We start from the raw sequence: 16,122 nt of genomic DNA on the forward strand, positions 1-16,122 counted from the left end.
GCTATTCTAAGTCTACAGAAATGTTAGGATACTCTATTCGTTTATTAATTCATTATCTGAAGTTTCAAGAAGTGCCTATTCCTTACTGATTCATAGCTTAATTCAGCAACGCCAGGGTTAACAGAAATTTTATACATTGTTGTCACCTAGTCGTAAGATGCCTTTATTTTAGATCACATTGCACAAAAACAGCCGTATAACAAGTCGCTGCACCGGAACGCCGTCATTTGGTTGGTTGAGTGCGATCGTCGATCTTGTAGGGTGCGTTACGGCGAATTATTAATTTTAGTTTTTTGACTAAATTGATAGCCGCCTAACGCACCCTACACTCTACTGAATATACAGCCCTGAGAGCAGAAATCCTTCAGGCTGATAATATTTGCCTATTACCTATTGGGTGTAGGCAGGTAAGTCTTGACTCATTTGGTTTAAGTTGCTGGCAATGGCTTTCATCGTCATAAAAGCCGAGCTAAAGGCGATTAGCTCATTTAAAGGATAACTTCGACTCTCAACCCCCAAGCTCAGTAATTGCTTCTCAAGAGATTCAATTTCTTCGATGAGCAATCCTAACTTTGGTGGGTTGAGAATGACCTGGGCAGCGATCGCAGTCTGTTGTGCGGTCTCGCGTAGCGAGCGCGTTGCGACCGCTTGTAATTCATTTGGTTGCTAAAACTGTGGAAATTTGTTCGAGACTGGCAATCTTAACCGAGGCTCGCTCGACCCCGTGTCGGTTAAATGACAGTGACCACTGCACCTACTATCTAACAAAAATAGCATTTTCTGAATTAGAAATTATTTGTCTTGCTGACTTACTCAGAGTTTTATTATTATCTAACCACCAAAGCAAAATATGAGTATCTAGTAAATATTTTAAAATTACTCTCTTTCAAAACTGTTGATAATATCATCGGGTAAAACATCAAAATCATCAGCCATTTTTAGCTACTAATAATTAAGGTTCCAATATCGATAACGGTAGCAGTCATAATTTAATAATTCCCTAGTTTATTATGTAAATTATAGACTATCTGTCATCACCAATCAGTCAATCATCAAGGGGACTTCTCACACCTCTGCCACCTCTGGCTAAAACGTGGGTATAAATCATCGTCGTCCTCACATCTTTATGACCTAACAATTCTTGAACGGTGCGAATATCATAGCCATTTTGCAGTAAATGGGTAGCGAAACTATGGCGAAAGGTATGGCAACTGACTCGCTTAGGCACGCCGGATTGCTGAACGGCTTGTTTGAGAGCTTTTTGGATGGTGCTTTCGTGGAGATGATGGCGGCGGGTTTCGCCGGAACGCGGGTCTTGGGATAGGGTGTAGGAGGGGAAAATATACTGCCAAATCCATTCACGGTCAGCTGTTGGATATTTTTGCGCCAGGGCGTAGGGCAAATAAACAGAACCGTAACCTCTTTCCAAGTCTTGTCGATGTAGGCGTTGTACAGTTTGGAGATGTTCTTTGAGAGAGGCTTGAATGCGTTGGGGTAGGGGGGTTACGCGGTCTTCTTTGCCTTTGGTATCGCGGATAATCAGTTGATTTTGAGCAAAATCCACGTCCTTGACTCGCAAATTGAGGGCTTCGGCTAATCTCAACCCGCTACCATAAAGGAGTTGAACGATAAGATGCTCTACGCCACTGAGGTGCTTGATGACGTTTTGCACTTCTTCTTTGGTGAGGACGGTGGGCAGACGTTTGTGACCTTTTGCCCGTAAATATGAACCGATATTTTCCAGTTCAATTTTAAGAACTTCTCGATAAAGAAAGAGGATGGCGTTGAGGGCTTGGTTTTGGGTGGCGGCGGCAACGTTTTTGTCAACGGCAAGATGGGTCAAAAAGGCTCTAATTTCTTCACCCCCCATTTCACGGGGATGTTTTTTCTGATGGAAGAGCAGATAACGCTTAATCCAGTCCAGATATGTTTGTTCGGTGCGGTAGGAGTAATGCTTAAGACGGATCGTCTCTCGCACTACGTCTAGGAGTTTTCGGGGTGGGGGAGGGTTCATAAAAGAGTACGCTAATCGGCATAACACGCTTATCGTAATATTATACGGAAAACTTCTTGCGATCACTCCATTTGAGCGTAATATACGGAAAGATTCTTTAAAAAGTGCGTATTTAGCGTGATATACGGAAAATTTCCGCATAATATATAGTTAGGTTCTACGTGAACCCATCATGGGCTATATCAAATCGTAGTCCCCTAGCATTCGATGTTCAACCTTCTTTCGATATTCAAACTTCGGCGTTGCTGAATCAAGGTATGAATGACAACCTTGGACCTATCCAAAAGTTAGTTTGGGTCTAGGTTTTAAAAATCCCACAAAAGAAGATTCATATCTCAAATCAGCAACGCCCAAACTTCTAAAGATCAAACCTTGAACTTATGAGCTACCTCTCCTTTCACTCACCCTCATCGGCATCCCCCCCGGTTACTGCTAACGTTGGCTCCTTGCGATCGGCGTTTTCTCGCTGGGTGTTGAGGAATTATGGTTCGGACTATCGTTTTACTGTCAGTAGGCAGCGCAGCCGTGAGAATGCACAGCGATTTCAGCAGACATTTGAGGCTTGCAGTCGAGAGAACCCTACCGATCATCCGATGGTTGGTATTGTCGGCGGAGGTTTTGCTGGACTCTTCGCAGGGTTAATCCTGCGATCTCTCGGCATTGAGTGCGACATCTTTGAAAGCAGCGACCGGGTTGGGGGGCGGATCGACACCTGGTATTCCTCAGATTACGATCCGAATGACATGGAAAAGGCCGGTCTTTACGGTGAAGTCGGCGGTATGCGGCTGCCGCAATTTTCCGCAGATATGCTGCCAGTGCAACAAGTGGCGCTTGCTGTCAATGCTGTACTGGATCGCAACGGTTTAGGTGACAAAAAAGTCTACTGGCGGAAGTTCTATTACAACTCGCCCCAACAAAGACTCCGGTACAACAATATGCCAACGTTCACCACCAGCAGCCAGTCGGTGCTGAACGGGTTCAACTTTGGTCAATCAACTGGTGGCGACGTGCCCGACATTTGGCTGACACCCAAACTAGACTCCCAGAAAAATCAGTATTTGCCCATTAACCAGGTACTAGACCAAGTTAACAAGCCGTTCCTTGATGCCATCAACCGTTCCTTCGCGGAAGGCTTTGAACTGTTAATGCAATTTGACCAGTACTCGATGTGGGACTATCTCACCACCCAGTTTCGGTTGGGTGATATGGGCGAATACTACGATCCACAGATGGGTACCAAGAACGACCTGCTGCCGTGGTCGGTCGCCAGTTTCCTAGAAACCACCAATGTTGGCAGCGGTATGTATGCAGTGTCATTTGTAGAGATGGTGATAGCTGTATACGATTGGGGCGGCAGCAAAGATCCCTATCGACCCGGGGATAATGCCATCTATATGTTGACGGTTGATAAGGGAATGCGGCATTTTCCCGATGCCTGTCGCATTGTCCTCGATCTGGCGGATGCAGTGTCAAGCAAGGATGGTCAGATCGCACAGATACAGGTCGGAATGCTCCCGGCAAAACCGGATGGTTCCTATACTTACAATCCACCAAATCTGACCCCAGATGCCGAACCACCCCATGCCAAGGACAGCCAGAATGTACAAACTGCTGGGTCCAGCCCGCCAGAACTTGTTAGTGCCAACCAGCGCCAGCGGGTCTACCTGCGGCACAAGGCGGTGTCATTGCAGCACGATGCCGAGCTATATGATGGTCATGGTGGGATGCGGTTGGTCGTTCGCGACCTTGCTACCACACAGGATTCAGAACATGTATACCCTTATGCGATCGCCACATTACCCAACGGCTGCTACCTGAATGGCGCAGATCGGCTGAACCTGCTCAATAGTCTTTCCTTTGCCAAGGCGCAGGCAATCCGCGAATCCAACTATATGAGTGCATTCAAGGCATTTTTGACCTTCAAAAAACAGTTCTGGATTGAAGCCGGAGAGCGACAGGGGGGATACGGTGCTGCTGCCACCGACCGACCCAACCGCCAGATCATCTATCCATCCTATGGATACAATGCCCAGCAGGGCGTTCTACAGATCTATTGTTGGGCGATGGATGCCCGCAAACTTGGAGCGCTAAGCGATCGCGAACGTATCGAAGAATGCCTTAAAGGAATTCAGTATCTCTACCCAGATGTGGATGTTTACGAACACTTTGCCGGATACGACGACGGTAGAACCACAAAAACCTGGTTTTGGGACGAACACGCTGGGGGTGGCGCATTTGTGCTGTTTAACCCCAATCAATTTAAGTATCTCTACCCCACCCTGTTAACTCCAGAATTCGATGGCTGCCTCAACTTTGCTGGGGAGGGTTGCTCTGTGCATCACGGCTGGATCGTCGGCGCGCTGGATTCAGCCTATAACGCTGTACTGAATATCCTCCAGCAGGCGGGTGCAAAGGAGAAAATTCAACAGATGAAGGAGATCTGGGGTACTTACACAACACCCGATATCGAAGGCGATCCTAGTACCGCAAACCAGATGAGTTATGCCTATCAATACAATCTGGTGGATCGCAATGCGGCGGCAGTGCCACCCAATGGCGATCGCAGCATTTATGGGAATACAAATTACGTTTTTGAAGGTCTCGTCCCTGCATTCATTGCCGACTACAACACAGTGCCACAGACTATGAAAGCAACGACACAGGACAAGCAAGTCCTCAAGATGTTGAATGCACTGTGGGACGATAACGTGGCGCAGCGGGCGAAATTACCACCGAAGCCTATCCGCACGGACAATGCGGTAGATATGTTAGAAGACATCTATTATGGCAACAATTTCCAGGCTATTCCCGCTCCAGAGTTCTGGCTGAAGGACGACGATGAATTCGCACGCCAGCAGTTAGCCGGTTTCATGCCGAACCTGCTGACACGAGTAAATGTATCTGAGGTCAAACAGCTTATCGCCACGGCTGAGGTACCTAACCCGGAAGACCTGGGGCCAATCGAGAATGTTCAGTACATCGCAGATTATCGTCGTTACTTGTCAGCATGTACAGTAATTCCCGAAGGCTACTACCTCGCCAAGCCAATCGTATTTTTCACAGTCACAGCGCAAAACGAACTGATGCCGCTGGGCATCCAGCTTGAATTGGGCGGCGAGCTATTCACCCCCAATATGACTAATGCCGCCAATGCCTGGTTGCTGGCAAAAATGCAAACCAATTGCGCCGGACAAACCCTCCATGATGTTGGCTTTCATCAATTGCTGACCCACCAGATCTGTGCGATGGTGTCGATCTCATTGTTCTCGGAAGAGGTATTCAACCCACTCACCGAACCTGTTTCCAGCGAACCGTTCCAGCAACACCCTGTGTTCAAATTGCTGAGTCCTCATGTCGTCAAGACAGTCGAGTTCCAACAAACCATCTATAATCATGACTACGATCCGACAGCCCAACCATTCCCCACAACCCGAACTATCAATGGCACTCCCGGCGTATACAACATCGGCTTCATTTACGATTTAATCTTCTCTTGCGGTCGTATTGGCAACTATCAATTGCAAAATCGGATTTACAACGATAGTGATTTTCGTTTCCTAGATCTAGCAATTCCGATCGATGCTGCGAAACGTGGGGTTTCCGAAACACCGTTTTCCTACCCCTATGTGCACGATGCCAGCTTGTGGTTCAAAGCAATCTTCAGGTTCGTCAACGCATTTGTCAATGTGCAATATCCGGGGGGAGATCGCGAGATTGCAGCAGATGTGCAACTGCAACGATTCTTCGATAAGTTAATCCCGTCATTCAACTATATCGACGGCAACCGTCGGGCGCAGCGATTCCCCAGCGAGGTCAAGACCGCTGACTGCCTAAAGCAAGTGCTAACGATGTTTATCTGGCAGTTCTCTGTACAGCACACCGTGGTCAATGACGGTGCCTACAATCACGCTGCATTCGTACCGAACGCCTCCACCCTAATGTACGCCCCCCCGCAAGGCAAATCCTCTGCTGAATGGACATCCGCCGATGTATTGTTCTGTCTTCCATCACAAACTGCGACCTATGAGGATATCGGGAACATGACTTTTATGGATGTCCAGATCAACGCATCGGTTACTGGGCAGGGTCCTTATCCTGAAACCGTCTTTGGTCGAGGTGTGCTGGAGCCATCCATTGATGTGCTACAGGATAGCTATGGTTTTGTCGTACCAGCACTACGCGACATCGTTGACAGTTTTTACCAAGACGTGCGCGAGGTGGGTCAGGCGATCCGCATCAGACAGGCAAAGGACATCGCCCGGTACCTCGAACTGTATCCAAACGCCGATGCGGTGCCAGAGACGGTTGTGTTTGACCTGATCTCGCCCGTGAACGTGATGAATACGATCCAGACCTAACAAGCGCGCTGCACCGGAACGGACAAATATGGTCGGTTGAGTTTAAAGGTTTTTTGTGTCCGGTGAGCGCGACCGTTAGTGCGATCGCCGATCTTGTAGGGTGTGTTACGGCGAATTATTAATTTTAGTTTTTTGACTAAATTGATAGCCGCCTAACGCACCCTACACTCTACTGAATATACAGCCCTAAGAGCAGAAATCCTTCAGGCTGATAATATTTGCCTATTACCTATTGGGTGTAGGCAGGTAAGTCTTGACTCATTTGATTTAAGTTGCTGGCAATGGCTTTCATCGTCATAAAAGCCGAGCTAAAGGCGATTAGCTCATTTAAGGGATAACTTCGACTCTCAACCCGCAAACTCAGTAATTGCTTCTCAAGAGATTCAATTTCTTGGATGAGCAATCCTAACTTTGGTGGGTTGAGAATTACCGGGGCAGCGATCGCCTCAGCAATTTCATCAAAAGCGATCGCAGTCTTTTTTGCAATCGCTTGTAATTCAGGTAAAAACTTTTGTCGTATCGGTTCAGGAAGCGGTTGCTGTAGCCCATCTTGTAAAGCATCCAGTTGAGCCGAGAGTTTTTGTTCGTAGCCGATGGAGAAATTCCAAAAATTTTGGTGTTTAGTTGCTAAAACTGTGGAAATTTGTTCGAGACTGGCAATCTTAACCGAGGCTGGATGTTGAGCGATCGCCACTGTGATGGCCTGCTTCAGTTGGGCGATATCTGACGGTGGTATCCTATCCTGAAAATAGCCTGACAGCAGTTTTTGATATAGCTGTCCCATTTTCTTAAAAGTCACAGAAAAATCTGTTTCCAGTTGGTTTGTAGCCGATTTTGTCATAAATACAGTGGTCAGCAACACCCCCAGAAACGCACCTACGGGAACTGAAATCAGTGCGGCCCAAATTCCTTGCTCGAAAAAAGGAAAAATATCCTTCCCGATGGCATCGGCTGCTACAATCGCACCGATGCGAGCGATTGGCGTAAACCCCAGCCAAGCACAACTGAAGTAGGCGAAAAAATAAGCCAGACTGCTACTAAAAGGATTATAACCAAAGGACTTGACCAACAAGTAAATACAGAGAATTGTCAAACTCAAGGAAACAGTGGCCGCCCAACCGATTGCGATCGCTCGCCCCCTTGTCGGTTGAATGACAGTGACCACTGCACCTATGATCACAATATCTGCCACTTTTTCGTAAGCAGAAGGATAGGGAAACTCGATGTGACGAATAATAGCCAGTAACAAACCAATAACCAGGCCAAGACTGACAATTTCTCTCAGGCGTTTTAGGGATATAGGGGCCCATTTGGGAAAGGTAATCAGGTGTCTTCGCCTGAAAGTTGCAGTTACTTTGGTTTTATCGATTATCCTGCCTCCTAATCCCTCGCATTGTTGGATAAATCGAGATACAAGTTGAATAAATTGATAACACTGTAGTGATTCTTGAACATCATACCGATCAATCTCTCCACTTGTTCGGAGATGATCAAGTTTACCCCCAATATTCGCTAAATCTTCTTCTAATTCTGTCAGGTAAGGGGTAGCTAAGATTTTTTTGGCGTTACTCAGATCCCTCAAGCTATCAAAGCTGTCGGTAAGATGAGTCGCCAATTGGTGAAATTCCGCCCTGAACTGATGCACTAAATTTTGTTCATGCTTTTCGCCTTTAAAAGCCATCAGATCAGCTAATTGTCGAGTCAATTGGTTCTGAATTGCCAAGATTTCACTCCAATTTTCTGCCACCAATATCTCACTACCGAATTCATGGGTTGCTTTTGTGAGCATTGAAAGGCTAGTTTGTGTTGATTTTTTAATCTGATTGAGTAAGTTAAGCTCGTTCTGCTCAATAGAAAGAGGATAATCCCGCTCGTCGCCATCAGTTTTTAGGTAGCGATCGAGGATTTTTTGGAACAAGTGCGGTATATCTTGAAGGATTCCCATCAAGTTCCGGTTGAGATCGGATCGAGTATTCTGGGGCCAAAATAGTAAGGCCACAGCAATTCCCACAGCGATTCCGATCCAGTTATCGATCAGGCGCGATCGCAAATAGAGCCAGATATTTTGTTGTGCTGATGTTCCTACCACTCTCATGGCAATTAAAGCGCCCAGTAGTGTGGCTTGGGAATAAGCGGCTTGCCATCGGTAAGTTTCACAGATCAGGGCGGCTAAAATGTAGGTAAGAGAGGGAATGACAAAAAAACTTGAGCCTTGGATTCCGTAGGCGTTCACCAGGATAGCGGCAATGATTCCCCCCAAAGCACTTCCCCCCAAACGCCCCAAACCTGCCGCGATCGCACCTCCCATGGATGGCTCAATCAGTACAGATACATACCCAAAGACGGGATAGACAAAGTTGTCTAATACATTTCCTCGGTGCCAAAAGAAACTCGTTAAGAGAGCAGCACCTAGGGAAAACTTCAATCCCTGTCTGATCATTAGCCCGTTTTTACTGTCCAAGGTATCTCTATATCCTTTTTCGGCTTACTCATTGTTACTCATTAATCGCTCGCTCAATCCCATATAAAATCAGTGCCAAAAACGTCACCAACCAAAACCAAAGCTGAGGAGGCTCACTATGGATCAAGATTACTAAGACAAACGCTGCGGCGATAATCCACCACTTAAACCACCAAGTCCACCATTGAGAACGTCTTTTCGGATTTTCCATATTAGGTTTAACCGTTTATTCTAGTCGTTGTTTCTTTCAGCTACTTACGCTCGCAAGATTGTGGTTAACGGTCGTACACCCCTGTAATCCAGCGAAAAGCAGGGGTTATATAACTCACCAAAGAACGCTCTTCTACCACGGCATGGACATCTGCGGTAGTCCCGTTGGTAATTCTTTGGGGCGCTCCCTTGGCTTGAGTCCAGTAAAAACCACTCGGTGTATTGCGATCGACCTTCAGGGCTAAAGTGGCTTTGATAACACTTGCATTGACGGGTATAGGCTTATCGCGATCGTCTTCATCTCTACCCAGAAACAGCTTGCTGGCGAGTTCATGACTTCCCACTATATTTGCCAGTTCTGCCACAGTTACTGGCTGCTGATCGACGGTAATTACCTTAGCAACGATACCCCCATAGCGTTCGCGATCATAGAGATCGGGAACGACTTCTACTTCCTGGCCCGGTTCTAATCGTTTGGCATCACCGCTCTTAAACAAGGCCACCACGTTGGTCTTGGCCTTTAGATTGGAGACTTCTAACGTACCTATGCGCCCCCCCGGAGCCAGGACTTCCCCCGGATTAACAGATAAGTCTAAAATCTGGCCGTTGTACAGACTCACTACATTTTTGTTGGCTTGAATAGTGGTTCTTAACGTATTAATCTCTCGTTGCTGGTCAGCGATCGCATTGTAACGAAGAATATCACTGGCTGTATCTTGCAGGTCTATTTGCCGTTTTTCTGTGTTTAGTATATTATTCTGTGCCGTCAATGCGTTCATCTGCGCTCGCAGGCTTTCATCAACCCCCTTCAGGCGGTCGAGTTCTATTTGGACGCGATTGATACTATTAGAAGCCTCTAGATTATTGAACTGAAATAAATAGGAGGGAAAATCTAGCTTGGCGACAGCCCCCTCTTCGATAAGTTTATCGTAGGCGGCTAGTCTTTCATCCGTTGAGTTCTGGAAATTTTTAAGGTATCGAGCATGGGAGAGATAGGCTTCTCGCTGTTTTTGATTACTGGATAATTGAACTTGAAGTGCTTTAATCTGAAGCTGATTCGCCTTTTGCTGGCGATCTATTGAGGCTGCATTCAATTGGCGACGACTCACTTCAATAGAGTCAACTCTTTTATCCTGCTGCTTGAGATCTGCTAGTCTATCCTTTTTATCCTTTAATTCTGTTTCTAACTCAGGAAACTCTAAAGTTGCCAGTAATTGCCCTTTTTTGACAGAATCTCCCGGTTGAATCAGGAGGGTCAACACCCGCCCACCTTGACGGGGTTCGATATTAACAATAGAACGAGGAATCAAAATGACCGCTCGTCCTTGAATAGGAGTCGGAATCTTACCAACTATCGCCCAATAACTCAGTCCTCCGAGCAAAAGACCCACCGGCATTAAGCGCAGGATTATCTCCCCTAATCTTCCTGTTGGCTCCGAATATTTAAACGGTTTTTCCGAATCAATTTTAGGATCAATTCCCGTTTTTATTTGCTTATCATCCTGACCTTCTATCCTAGCCTGCGTTGTTTTCTTCGCACCCATATCTGGCTGCTGATGATTCTGATCAGACATAGATTCGGCTTGATTTTTTGCCATTGTACTGAAATGAGTAAAAATCACTTAATTTGTAACATTATAAGCATTCAGAGGATATTACTTTAGATTAGAAAAATCCTCTGAAAAAATCGCTCAAGCTATTTTTGACATAAGATAACTAGGCTACCTCGAAAGATTTACCGAAGGCTCAAACCTTTAAAATTTCCTGTAAGAAACCTAATAAAGTATTACTCTTGATGTGACCTAAAACAACCTAATAGGCATCAAGTGTTTGAGTCCAACACTCCGACTAGAGAGATAATCTATCGAACGAATTTACACCATTCCAGCTTTTAACTTACATAAGGCGTATAGTCTCATTGTAACCGTTCAGGGGGGGGATGTCAAGCCGCCAGTGGCATTGACTCCGTGGAAGGACTCTCCTGGGGCAGCACAGAGATGGATACTACTCTTTCACATTAGCCGCTCTTTTCCACGTCTTTTTAGATTACTAGATTTTGTCCCCCCCTGAACGGTTACTTCAAGGGAGAAAAAGCGATCGGGCTATAATAGAGAAAATTTTATTTTAACTTGAGAAAATTCATTATGACAGCCACTATTGAAGACATTCGGGCAATACTAAAGGAATTGGCCCAATCCCAACAAGAGTTATCCCAATCCCAACAAGAGTTATCCCAAGCTCAAAAAGAGTTATCCCAAGCTCAACAAGAAACGGATAAACAAATCAAGGAAACAGATAAGCAAATTAACAGAGTTAGTAAGCAGATTGGGGAGTTGGGCAATCGTTTAGGAGAGTTTGTCGAGTGGCAAGTACGTCCTGCGGTGGTGCGTCTGTTTCAGGAGCGGGGTATTGATGTCCATGAGTTTCACCCCGGCATTTCGGTAAAACGGGATAATGAGGGTTTAGAGATTGATCTATTAGTAGTAAATGATACCGATGCCATTTTAGTGGAAGTCAAAAGTAAGTTAACTCAAAGGGATGTGGACGAGCATTTACAACGTTTGGCGAAGTTTAAGCGGTTAATGCCTCGTTTTCGAGATGTAAAGGCCTTGGGAGCGGTGGCAGCGATGATTGTTCCCAATGAGGTGGCGAGTTATGGTTGTCGTCAGGGTTTGTTTGTGTTGGTGCAGTCAGGGGAAAATGTAATAATTTTAAATGATGCGGAGTTTACGCCTCGGGTTTGGTAGGTTTAGCTTTCGTTCCACCCCCTCGCTCTTGAGAAATATATCTTAAAATACATTTTACCCACCAAATCCAAGAGAGCCGATTCCATTCCTGCCAATAATCAACTTAACTTGAGAAAATTCATTATGACAGCCACTATTGAAGAGATTCGGGCAATACTAAAGCAATTAGCTCAATCCCAACAAGAGTTATCCCAATCCCAACAAGAGTTATCCCAAGCTCAAAAAGAAACAGATAAGCAAATTAACAGGGTTAGTAAGCAGATTGGGGAGTTGGGCAATCGTTTAGGAGAGTTTGTCGAGTGGCAAGTACGTCCTGCGGTGGTGCGTCTGTTTCAGGAGCGGGGTATTGATGTCCATGAGTTTCACCCCGGCATTTCGGTAAAACGGGATAATGAGGGTTTAGAGATTGATCTATTGGTAGTGAATGATACGGATGCCATTTTAGTGGAGGTCAAAAGTAAGTTAACTCAAAGGGATGTGGATGAGCATTTACAACGTTTGGCGAAGTTTAAGCGGTTAATGCCTCGTTTTCGAGATGTAAAGGCCTTGGGAGCGGTGGCAGCGATGATTGTTCCCAATGAGGTGGCGAGTTACGCTTGTCGTCAGGGTTTATTTGTGTTGGTGCAGTCAGGGGAAAATGTAATAATTTTGAATGATGCAGAGTTTACGCCCCGGGTTTGGTAGGTTTAGCTTTTTCTCGAAATCTTATAGGTTCTGTGCGATCAGTTTAACTTACAATATGAGCGATCTTTGTGTCCTTTGTGTCTTTGTGGTTCGTTCCACCCCCTCGCTCTTGAGAAATATATCTTAAAATACATTTTACCCACCAAATCCAAGAGAGCCGATTCCATTCCTGCCAATAATCAACGCTAAAATTATACTAAATCGCTTGAGTATAGGCTACATCACTTTAACTTGAGAAAATTCATTATGACAGCCACTATTGAAGAGATTCGGGCAATACTAAAGCAATTAGCTCAATCCCAACAAGAGTTATCCCAAGCTCAAAAAGAAACAGATAAGCAAATTAACAGAGTTAGTAAGCAGATTGGGGAGTTGGGCAATCGTTTAGGAGAGTTTGTCGAGTGGCAAGTACGTCCTGCGGTGGTGCGTCTGTTTCAAGAGCGGGGTATTGATGTGCATGAGTTTCACCCTGGTATTTCGGTAAAACGGGATAATGAGGGTTTAGAGATTGATCTATTGGTAGTGAATGATACGGATGCCATTTTAGTGGAGGTCAAAAGTAAGTTAACTCAAAGGGATGTGGATGAGCATTTACAACGTTTGGCCAAGTTTAAGCGGTTAATGCCTCGTTTTCGAGATGTAAAGGCTTTGGGAGCGGTGGCAGCGATGATTGTTCCCGATGAGGTGGCGAGTTACGCTTGTCGTCAGGGTTTATTTGTGTTGGTGCAGTCAGGGGAAAATGTAATAATTTTGAATGATGCAGAGTTTACGCCCCGGGTTTGGTAGGTTTAGTTTTTTCTCGAAATCTTCTAGGTTCTGTGTGATCAGTTTAACTTACATAGGATCAATCTTTGTGTCCTTTGTGTCTTTGTGGTTCGTTCCACCCCCTCGCTAGGAGAGATGTATCAATGATAGAACAGATGAAGAAGCAATTTTTTGTCAGCTATAATGGGCGTGATAAGCAGTGGGCAGAATGGATTGCCTGGATACTCGAAGAAGCGGGTTATTCTGTCATTATTCAAGCTTGGGATTTTCGCCCCGGCAGTAATTTTGTCTTAGAAATGCAGAATGCGACTGTTCAAGCTGAAAAAACGCTCGCTGTTCTCTCCAATAACTACTTAAATGCGCTCTATACCCATCCAGAATTGGCGGCAGCTTTCGCTCAAGATCCAAAAGGTCAAAAAAGAACTTTAATCCCCATTCGTGTCTCAGAATGCGAAATTAAGGGGCTGTGGCAACAGATTGTTTATGCAGACGTGGTTAATCTTTCGGAAGCTGAGGCGAAGGATGTGGTTTTAGCCGCATTGCAGGAGAGGGCAAAACCGACGCAAGCACCGGGCTTTCCGGGAGTCAGTCTTCCCCCTGCTGAACGTATTACGCCGCAGCGAGTGGATTATCCGGGGGCAGAATTACCCAATAATCTCAATCGAGCGCGTACTGGGGCGGTTAATTTCGTGGGGCGTGAAGATGCAATGACACAACTGCACCACCAGTTACAGCAACAAGAAAGAATTGCGATTACCGCCGTCGTGACGGGAATGGCAGGAGTGGGTAAGACAGAGTTAGCACTCCAGTATGCCCTATATCATAAGAAAAAATCGACTTATCCCGGCGGTATTTGTTGGATAGGGGTGCAAGCGGAAACAGTGGGGGTACAACTATTAAATTTTGCTAAGTCGCTGTTGGGTTTGTTTCCCCCGGAAGATTTGAATTTGCGGGGGCAATTAGATTATTGTTGGGCGAGATGGCAACCGCCGGGGGATGTGCTGCTAATTTTAGATGATGTGCATCAGTATGAGGAAATCCAAGATTATTTGCCTCCCCAAGAACAACGCTTTAAGGTATTGATTACGACGAGGCAACATTGGCTGGCGGCATCTTTTGAGCAGTTGCGCTTACCCGTTTTAAGCGAATCAGCCGCCCTTGCTTTACTGGAATCTCTGATTGGTGCGTCGCGTCTGCAAGCTGAATTAGAGGTAGGGAAGGGGCTATGTGCGTGGTTGGGTTATTTGCCTTTAGGGTTGGAATTGGTGGGGCGTTTCCTCAAGCGGCGTAATAATTGGACATTGGCAAGGATGCAGCAGCAGTTGATAGATAAGGGTTTACAGTTGTCTGCTTTGCAGAATCCTTCGGGAGATATGACGGCGCAAAGAGGGGTAGAGGCAGCTTTTGAGATGAGTTGGGAGGAGTTGAATCAGCCAGCGCGGGATTTAGGCTGTTTCCTCAGTCTCTTTGCTTTGGCTCCTATTCCTTGGCGGTTGGTGATAGAAAGGTGTTTGTTTGCTGAGGATGAGGAGGAGTTGGAAGATATTAGAGAGGAGCAATTACTCAACCTTCATCTGTTGCAAGCAGTAGAAGGAGAAGTTTATCAGTTTCATCCGTTGGTGCGAAAGTTTTTTCAAGCTAAGTTGGCACTGCGAGAGGATGCTGATGAGTTGAAACGCTCCTTTTGTCGGGGTATGGTTGAGGAGGCAAAGACTATTCCTGAGACTCCCACCAAGGAGCAAGTAGAAGCCGTCGCCCTATCTATTCCCCATATTGCGGAGTCAGCGACGGAGTTGGAACAATGGCTGGAGGATGAGGATTTAATCCCACCTTTTGTAGGATTGGGACGATTTTATGGGGGACAAGGATTCTACGATTTAGCTGAACCTTGGCATGAGCAATGTCGAGAAGTAACTCGCCGCCGCTTAGGAGAAGAACATCCCGATGTTGCTACTTCCCTCAACAATTTAGCAGAATTGTACAAATTTCAAGGAAAGTACGAAGAAGCGGAACCTCTCTTTTTACAAGCATTAGAATTGAGGAAACGACTATTAGAGGAGAATCATCCCGATGTAGCTCATTCCCTCAACAATTTAGCAGAATTGTACCGTTCCCAAGGCAGGTACACAGAAGCGGAACCTCTCCATCTACAAGCATTAGAATTGAGAAAACGACTATTAGGAGACAATCATCCTCATGTGGCACAATCTCTCAACAATTTAGCAACATTATACGGTTTCCAAGCAAGGTACACAGAAGCGGAACCTCTCTATCTACAAGCATTAGAATTATATAAACGACTCTTAGGAGACAATCATCCTCATGTGGCACAATTTCTCAACAATTTAGCAACATTGTACCGTTACCAAGGCAGGTACACAGAAGCGGAACCTCTCTATCTACAAGCATTAGATTTGACAAAACGACTCTTAGGAGACAATCATCCCGATGTGGCAAGTTCCCTCAACAATTTAGCAGCATTGTACCGTTCCCAATGCAGATACTCAGAAGCGGAACCTCTCTATCTAGAAGCATTAGATTTGAGAAAACGACTCTTAGGAGACAATCATCCCGATGTGGCACAATCCCTCAACAATTTAGCACTATTGTACTATTCCCAAGGCAGGTACACAGAAGCAGAACCTCTCCTTCTAGAAGCATTAGATTTGACAAAACGACTCTTAGGAGACAATCATCCCGATGTGGCAAGTTCCCTCAACAATTTAGCAAGCTTGTACGAATCCCAAGGCAGGTACAAAGAAGCGGAACCTCTCTTTTTACAAGCTTTAGCAATTGCCGAGCAAGCTTTAGAGGAGAATCATCCTACTACTGTTAAGATTCGGGAAAACTTAGAGTCGCTCCCGTAGGATGGGTTATTAACCC

The 16,122-nt window shown here is 45.6% G+C and carries 10 protein-coding genes and 1 pseudogene; 6 read left to right on the top strand and 5 right to left on the bottom strand.

The annotated features are described in order from the left end of the window. A pseudogene (locus H6F92_RS08810) lies at positions 1-89 on the top strand (IS1 family transposase); the annotation flags it as partial. 301 nt (positions 90-390) lie between these two features. Here the strand turns inward: H6F92_RS08810 and H6F92_RS08815 are convergent. Both H6F92_RS08815 and H6F92_RS08820 read right to left on the bottom strand, forming a co-directional pair. Then, positions 391-564, bottom strand: coding sequence for a hypothetical protein (locus tag H6F92_RS08815; RefSeq protein WP_002760464.1), 174 nt, complete (start codon positions 562-564; stop codon positions 391-393). A 481-nt stretch (positions 565-1,045) separates the two neighbouring features. Next, a complete protein-coding gene (locus tag H6F92_RS08820) occupies positions 1,046-2,014 on the bottom strand; it encodes an integron integrase (protein ID WP_149106503.1) in 969 nt (322 codons plus the stop codon). Positions 2,015-2,607: 593 nt separating this feature from the next. On the opposite strand from H6F92_RS08820, the gene H6F92_RS08825 reads away from it, so the two are divergent. Then, positions 2,608-6,372 (top strand): FAD-dependent oxidoreductase, encoded by a 3,765-nt coding sequence (locus H6F92_RS08825; RefSeq protein ID WP_199308170.1) that lies wholly within the window; start codon positions 2,608-2,610, stop codon positions 6,370-6,372. Between the two features lie 229 nt (positions 6,373-6,601). Here the strand turns inward: H6F92_RS08825 and H6F92_RS08830 are convergent, their stop codons facing one another. The 3 genes from H6F92_RS08830 to H6F92_RS08840 form a co-directional block, all read right to left on the bottom strand. After that, complete coding sequence (locus H6F92_RS08830) at positions 6,602-8,812, bottom strand: aromatic acid exporter family protein (RefSeq protein ID WP_190357586.1); 2,211 nt, start codon at positions 8,810-8,812, stop codon at positions 6,602-6,604. 55 nt (positions 8,813-8,867) lie between these two features. After that, positions 8,868-9,044 (bottom strand): hypothetical protein, encoded by a 177-nt coding sequence (locus H6F92_RS08835; RefSeq protein ID WP_170915562.1) that lies wholly within the window; start codon positions 9,042-9,044, stop codon positions 8,868-8,870. A gap of 64 nt (positions 9,045-9,108) precedes the next feature. Further along, positions 9,109-10,641, bottom strand: a complete 1,533-nt coding sequence (locus tag H6F92_RS08840; protein WP_190357569.1) for an NHLP bacteriocin system secretion protein — start codon at positions 10,639-10,641, stop codon at positions 9,109-9,111. A 546-nt stretch (positions 10,642-11,187) separates the two neighbouring features. On the opposite strand from H6F92_RS08840, the gene H6F92_RS08845 reads away from it, so the two are divergent. The 4 genes from H6F92_RS08845 to H6F92_RS08860 all read left to right on the top strand — a co-directional run bounded on the left by H6F92_RS08845 (position 11,188) and on the right by H6F92_RS08860 (position 16,106). Beyond that, the gene (locus H6F92_RS08845) at positions 11,188-11,790 is read left to right on the top strand and encodes a DUF3782 domain-containing protein (RefSeq protein WP_190357570.1); all 603 of its coding nucleotides are present in this window, start codon (positions 11,188-11,190) and stop codon (positions 11,788-11,790) included. 123 nt (positions 11,791-11,913) lie between these two features. After that, positions 11,914-12,474 (top strand): DUF3782 domain-containing protein, encoded by a 561-nt coding sequence (locus tag H6F92_RS08850; RefSeq protein WP_002753426.1) that lies wholly within the window; start codon positions 11,914-11,916, stop codon positions 12,472-12,474. Between the two features lie 246 nt (positions 12,475-12,720). Beyond that, entirely contained in the window at positions 12,721-13,260 is a 540-nt protein-coding gene (locus tag H6F92_RS08855; RefSeq protein WP_002736314.1) for a DUF3782 domain-containing protein, read from the top strand. A gap of 134 nt (positions 13,261-13,394) precedes the next feature. Beyond that, a complete protein-coding gene (locus tag H6F92_RS08860; protein ID WP_190357571.1) occupies positions 13,395-16,106 on the top strand; it encodes a tetratricopeptide repeat protein in 2,712 nt (903 codons plus the stop codon). Positions 16,107-16,122 lie beyond the last annotated feature (16 nt).

Source organism: Microcystis wesenbergii FACHB-1317 (assembly GCF_014696875.1).
Taxonomy (GTDB): Bacteria; Cyanobacteriota; Cyanobacteriia; order Cyanobacteriales; family Microcystaceae; genus Microcystis; species Microcystis wesenbergii_A.

What these genes read in the sequence shown, in the direction of transcription:
- H6F92_RS08820 (WP_149106503.1), bottom strand. Translation starts at nt 2,014, where the DNA reads ATGAACCCTCCCCCACCCCGAAAACTCCTAGACGTAGTGCGAGAGACG.
- H6F92_RS08825 (WP_199308170.1), top strand. Translation starts at nt 2,608, where the DNA reads ATGGTTGGTATTGTCGGCGGAGGTTTTGCTGGACTCTTCGCAGGGTTA.
- H6F92_RS08830 (WP_190357586.1), bottom strand. Translation starts at nt 8,812, where the DNA reads ATGATCAGACAGGGATTGAAGTTTTCCCTAGGTGCTGCTCTCTTAACG.
- H6F92_RS08835 (WP_170915562.1), bottom strand. Translation starts at nt 9,044, where the DNA reads ATGGAAAATCCGAAAAGACGTTCTCAATGGTGGACTTGGTGGTTTAAG.
- H6F92_RS08840 (WP_190357569.1), bottom strand. Translation starts at nt 10,641, where the DNA reads ATGGCAAAAAATCAAGCCGAATCTATGTCTGATCAGAATCATCAGCAG.
- H6F92_RS08845 (WP_190357570.1), top strand. Translation starts at nt 11,188, where the DNA reads ATGACAGCCACTATTGAAGACATTCGGGCAATACTAAAGGAATTGGCC.
- H6F92_RS08850 (WP_002753426.1), top strand. Translation starts at nt 11,914, where the DNA reads ATGACAGCCACTATTGAAGAGATTCGGGCAATACTAAAGCAATTAGCT.
- H6F92_RS08855 (WP_002736314.1), top strand. Translation starts at nt 12,721, where the DNA reads ATGACAGCCACTATTGAAGAGATTCGGGCAATACTAAAGCAATTAGCT.
- H6F92_RS08860 (WP_190357571.1), top strand. Translation starts at nt 13,395, where the DNA reads ATGAAGAAGCAATTTTTTGTCAGCTATAATGGGCGTGATAAGCAGTGG.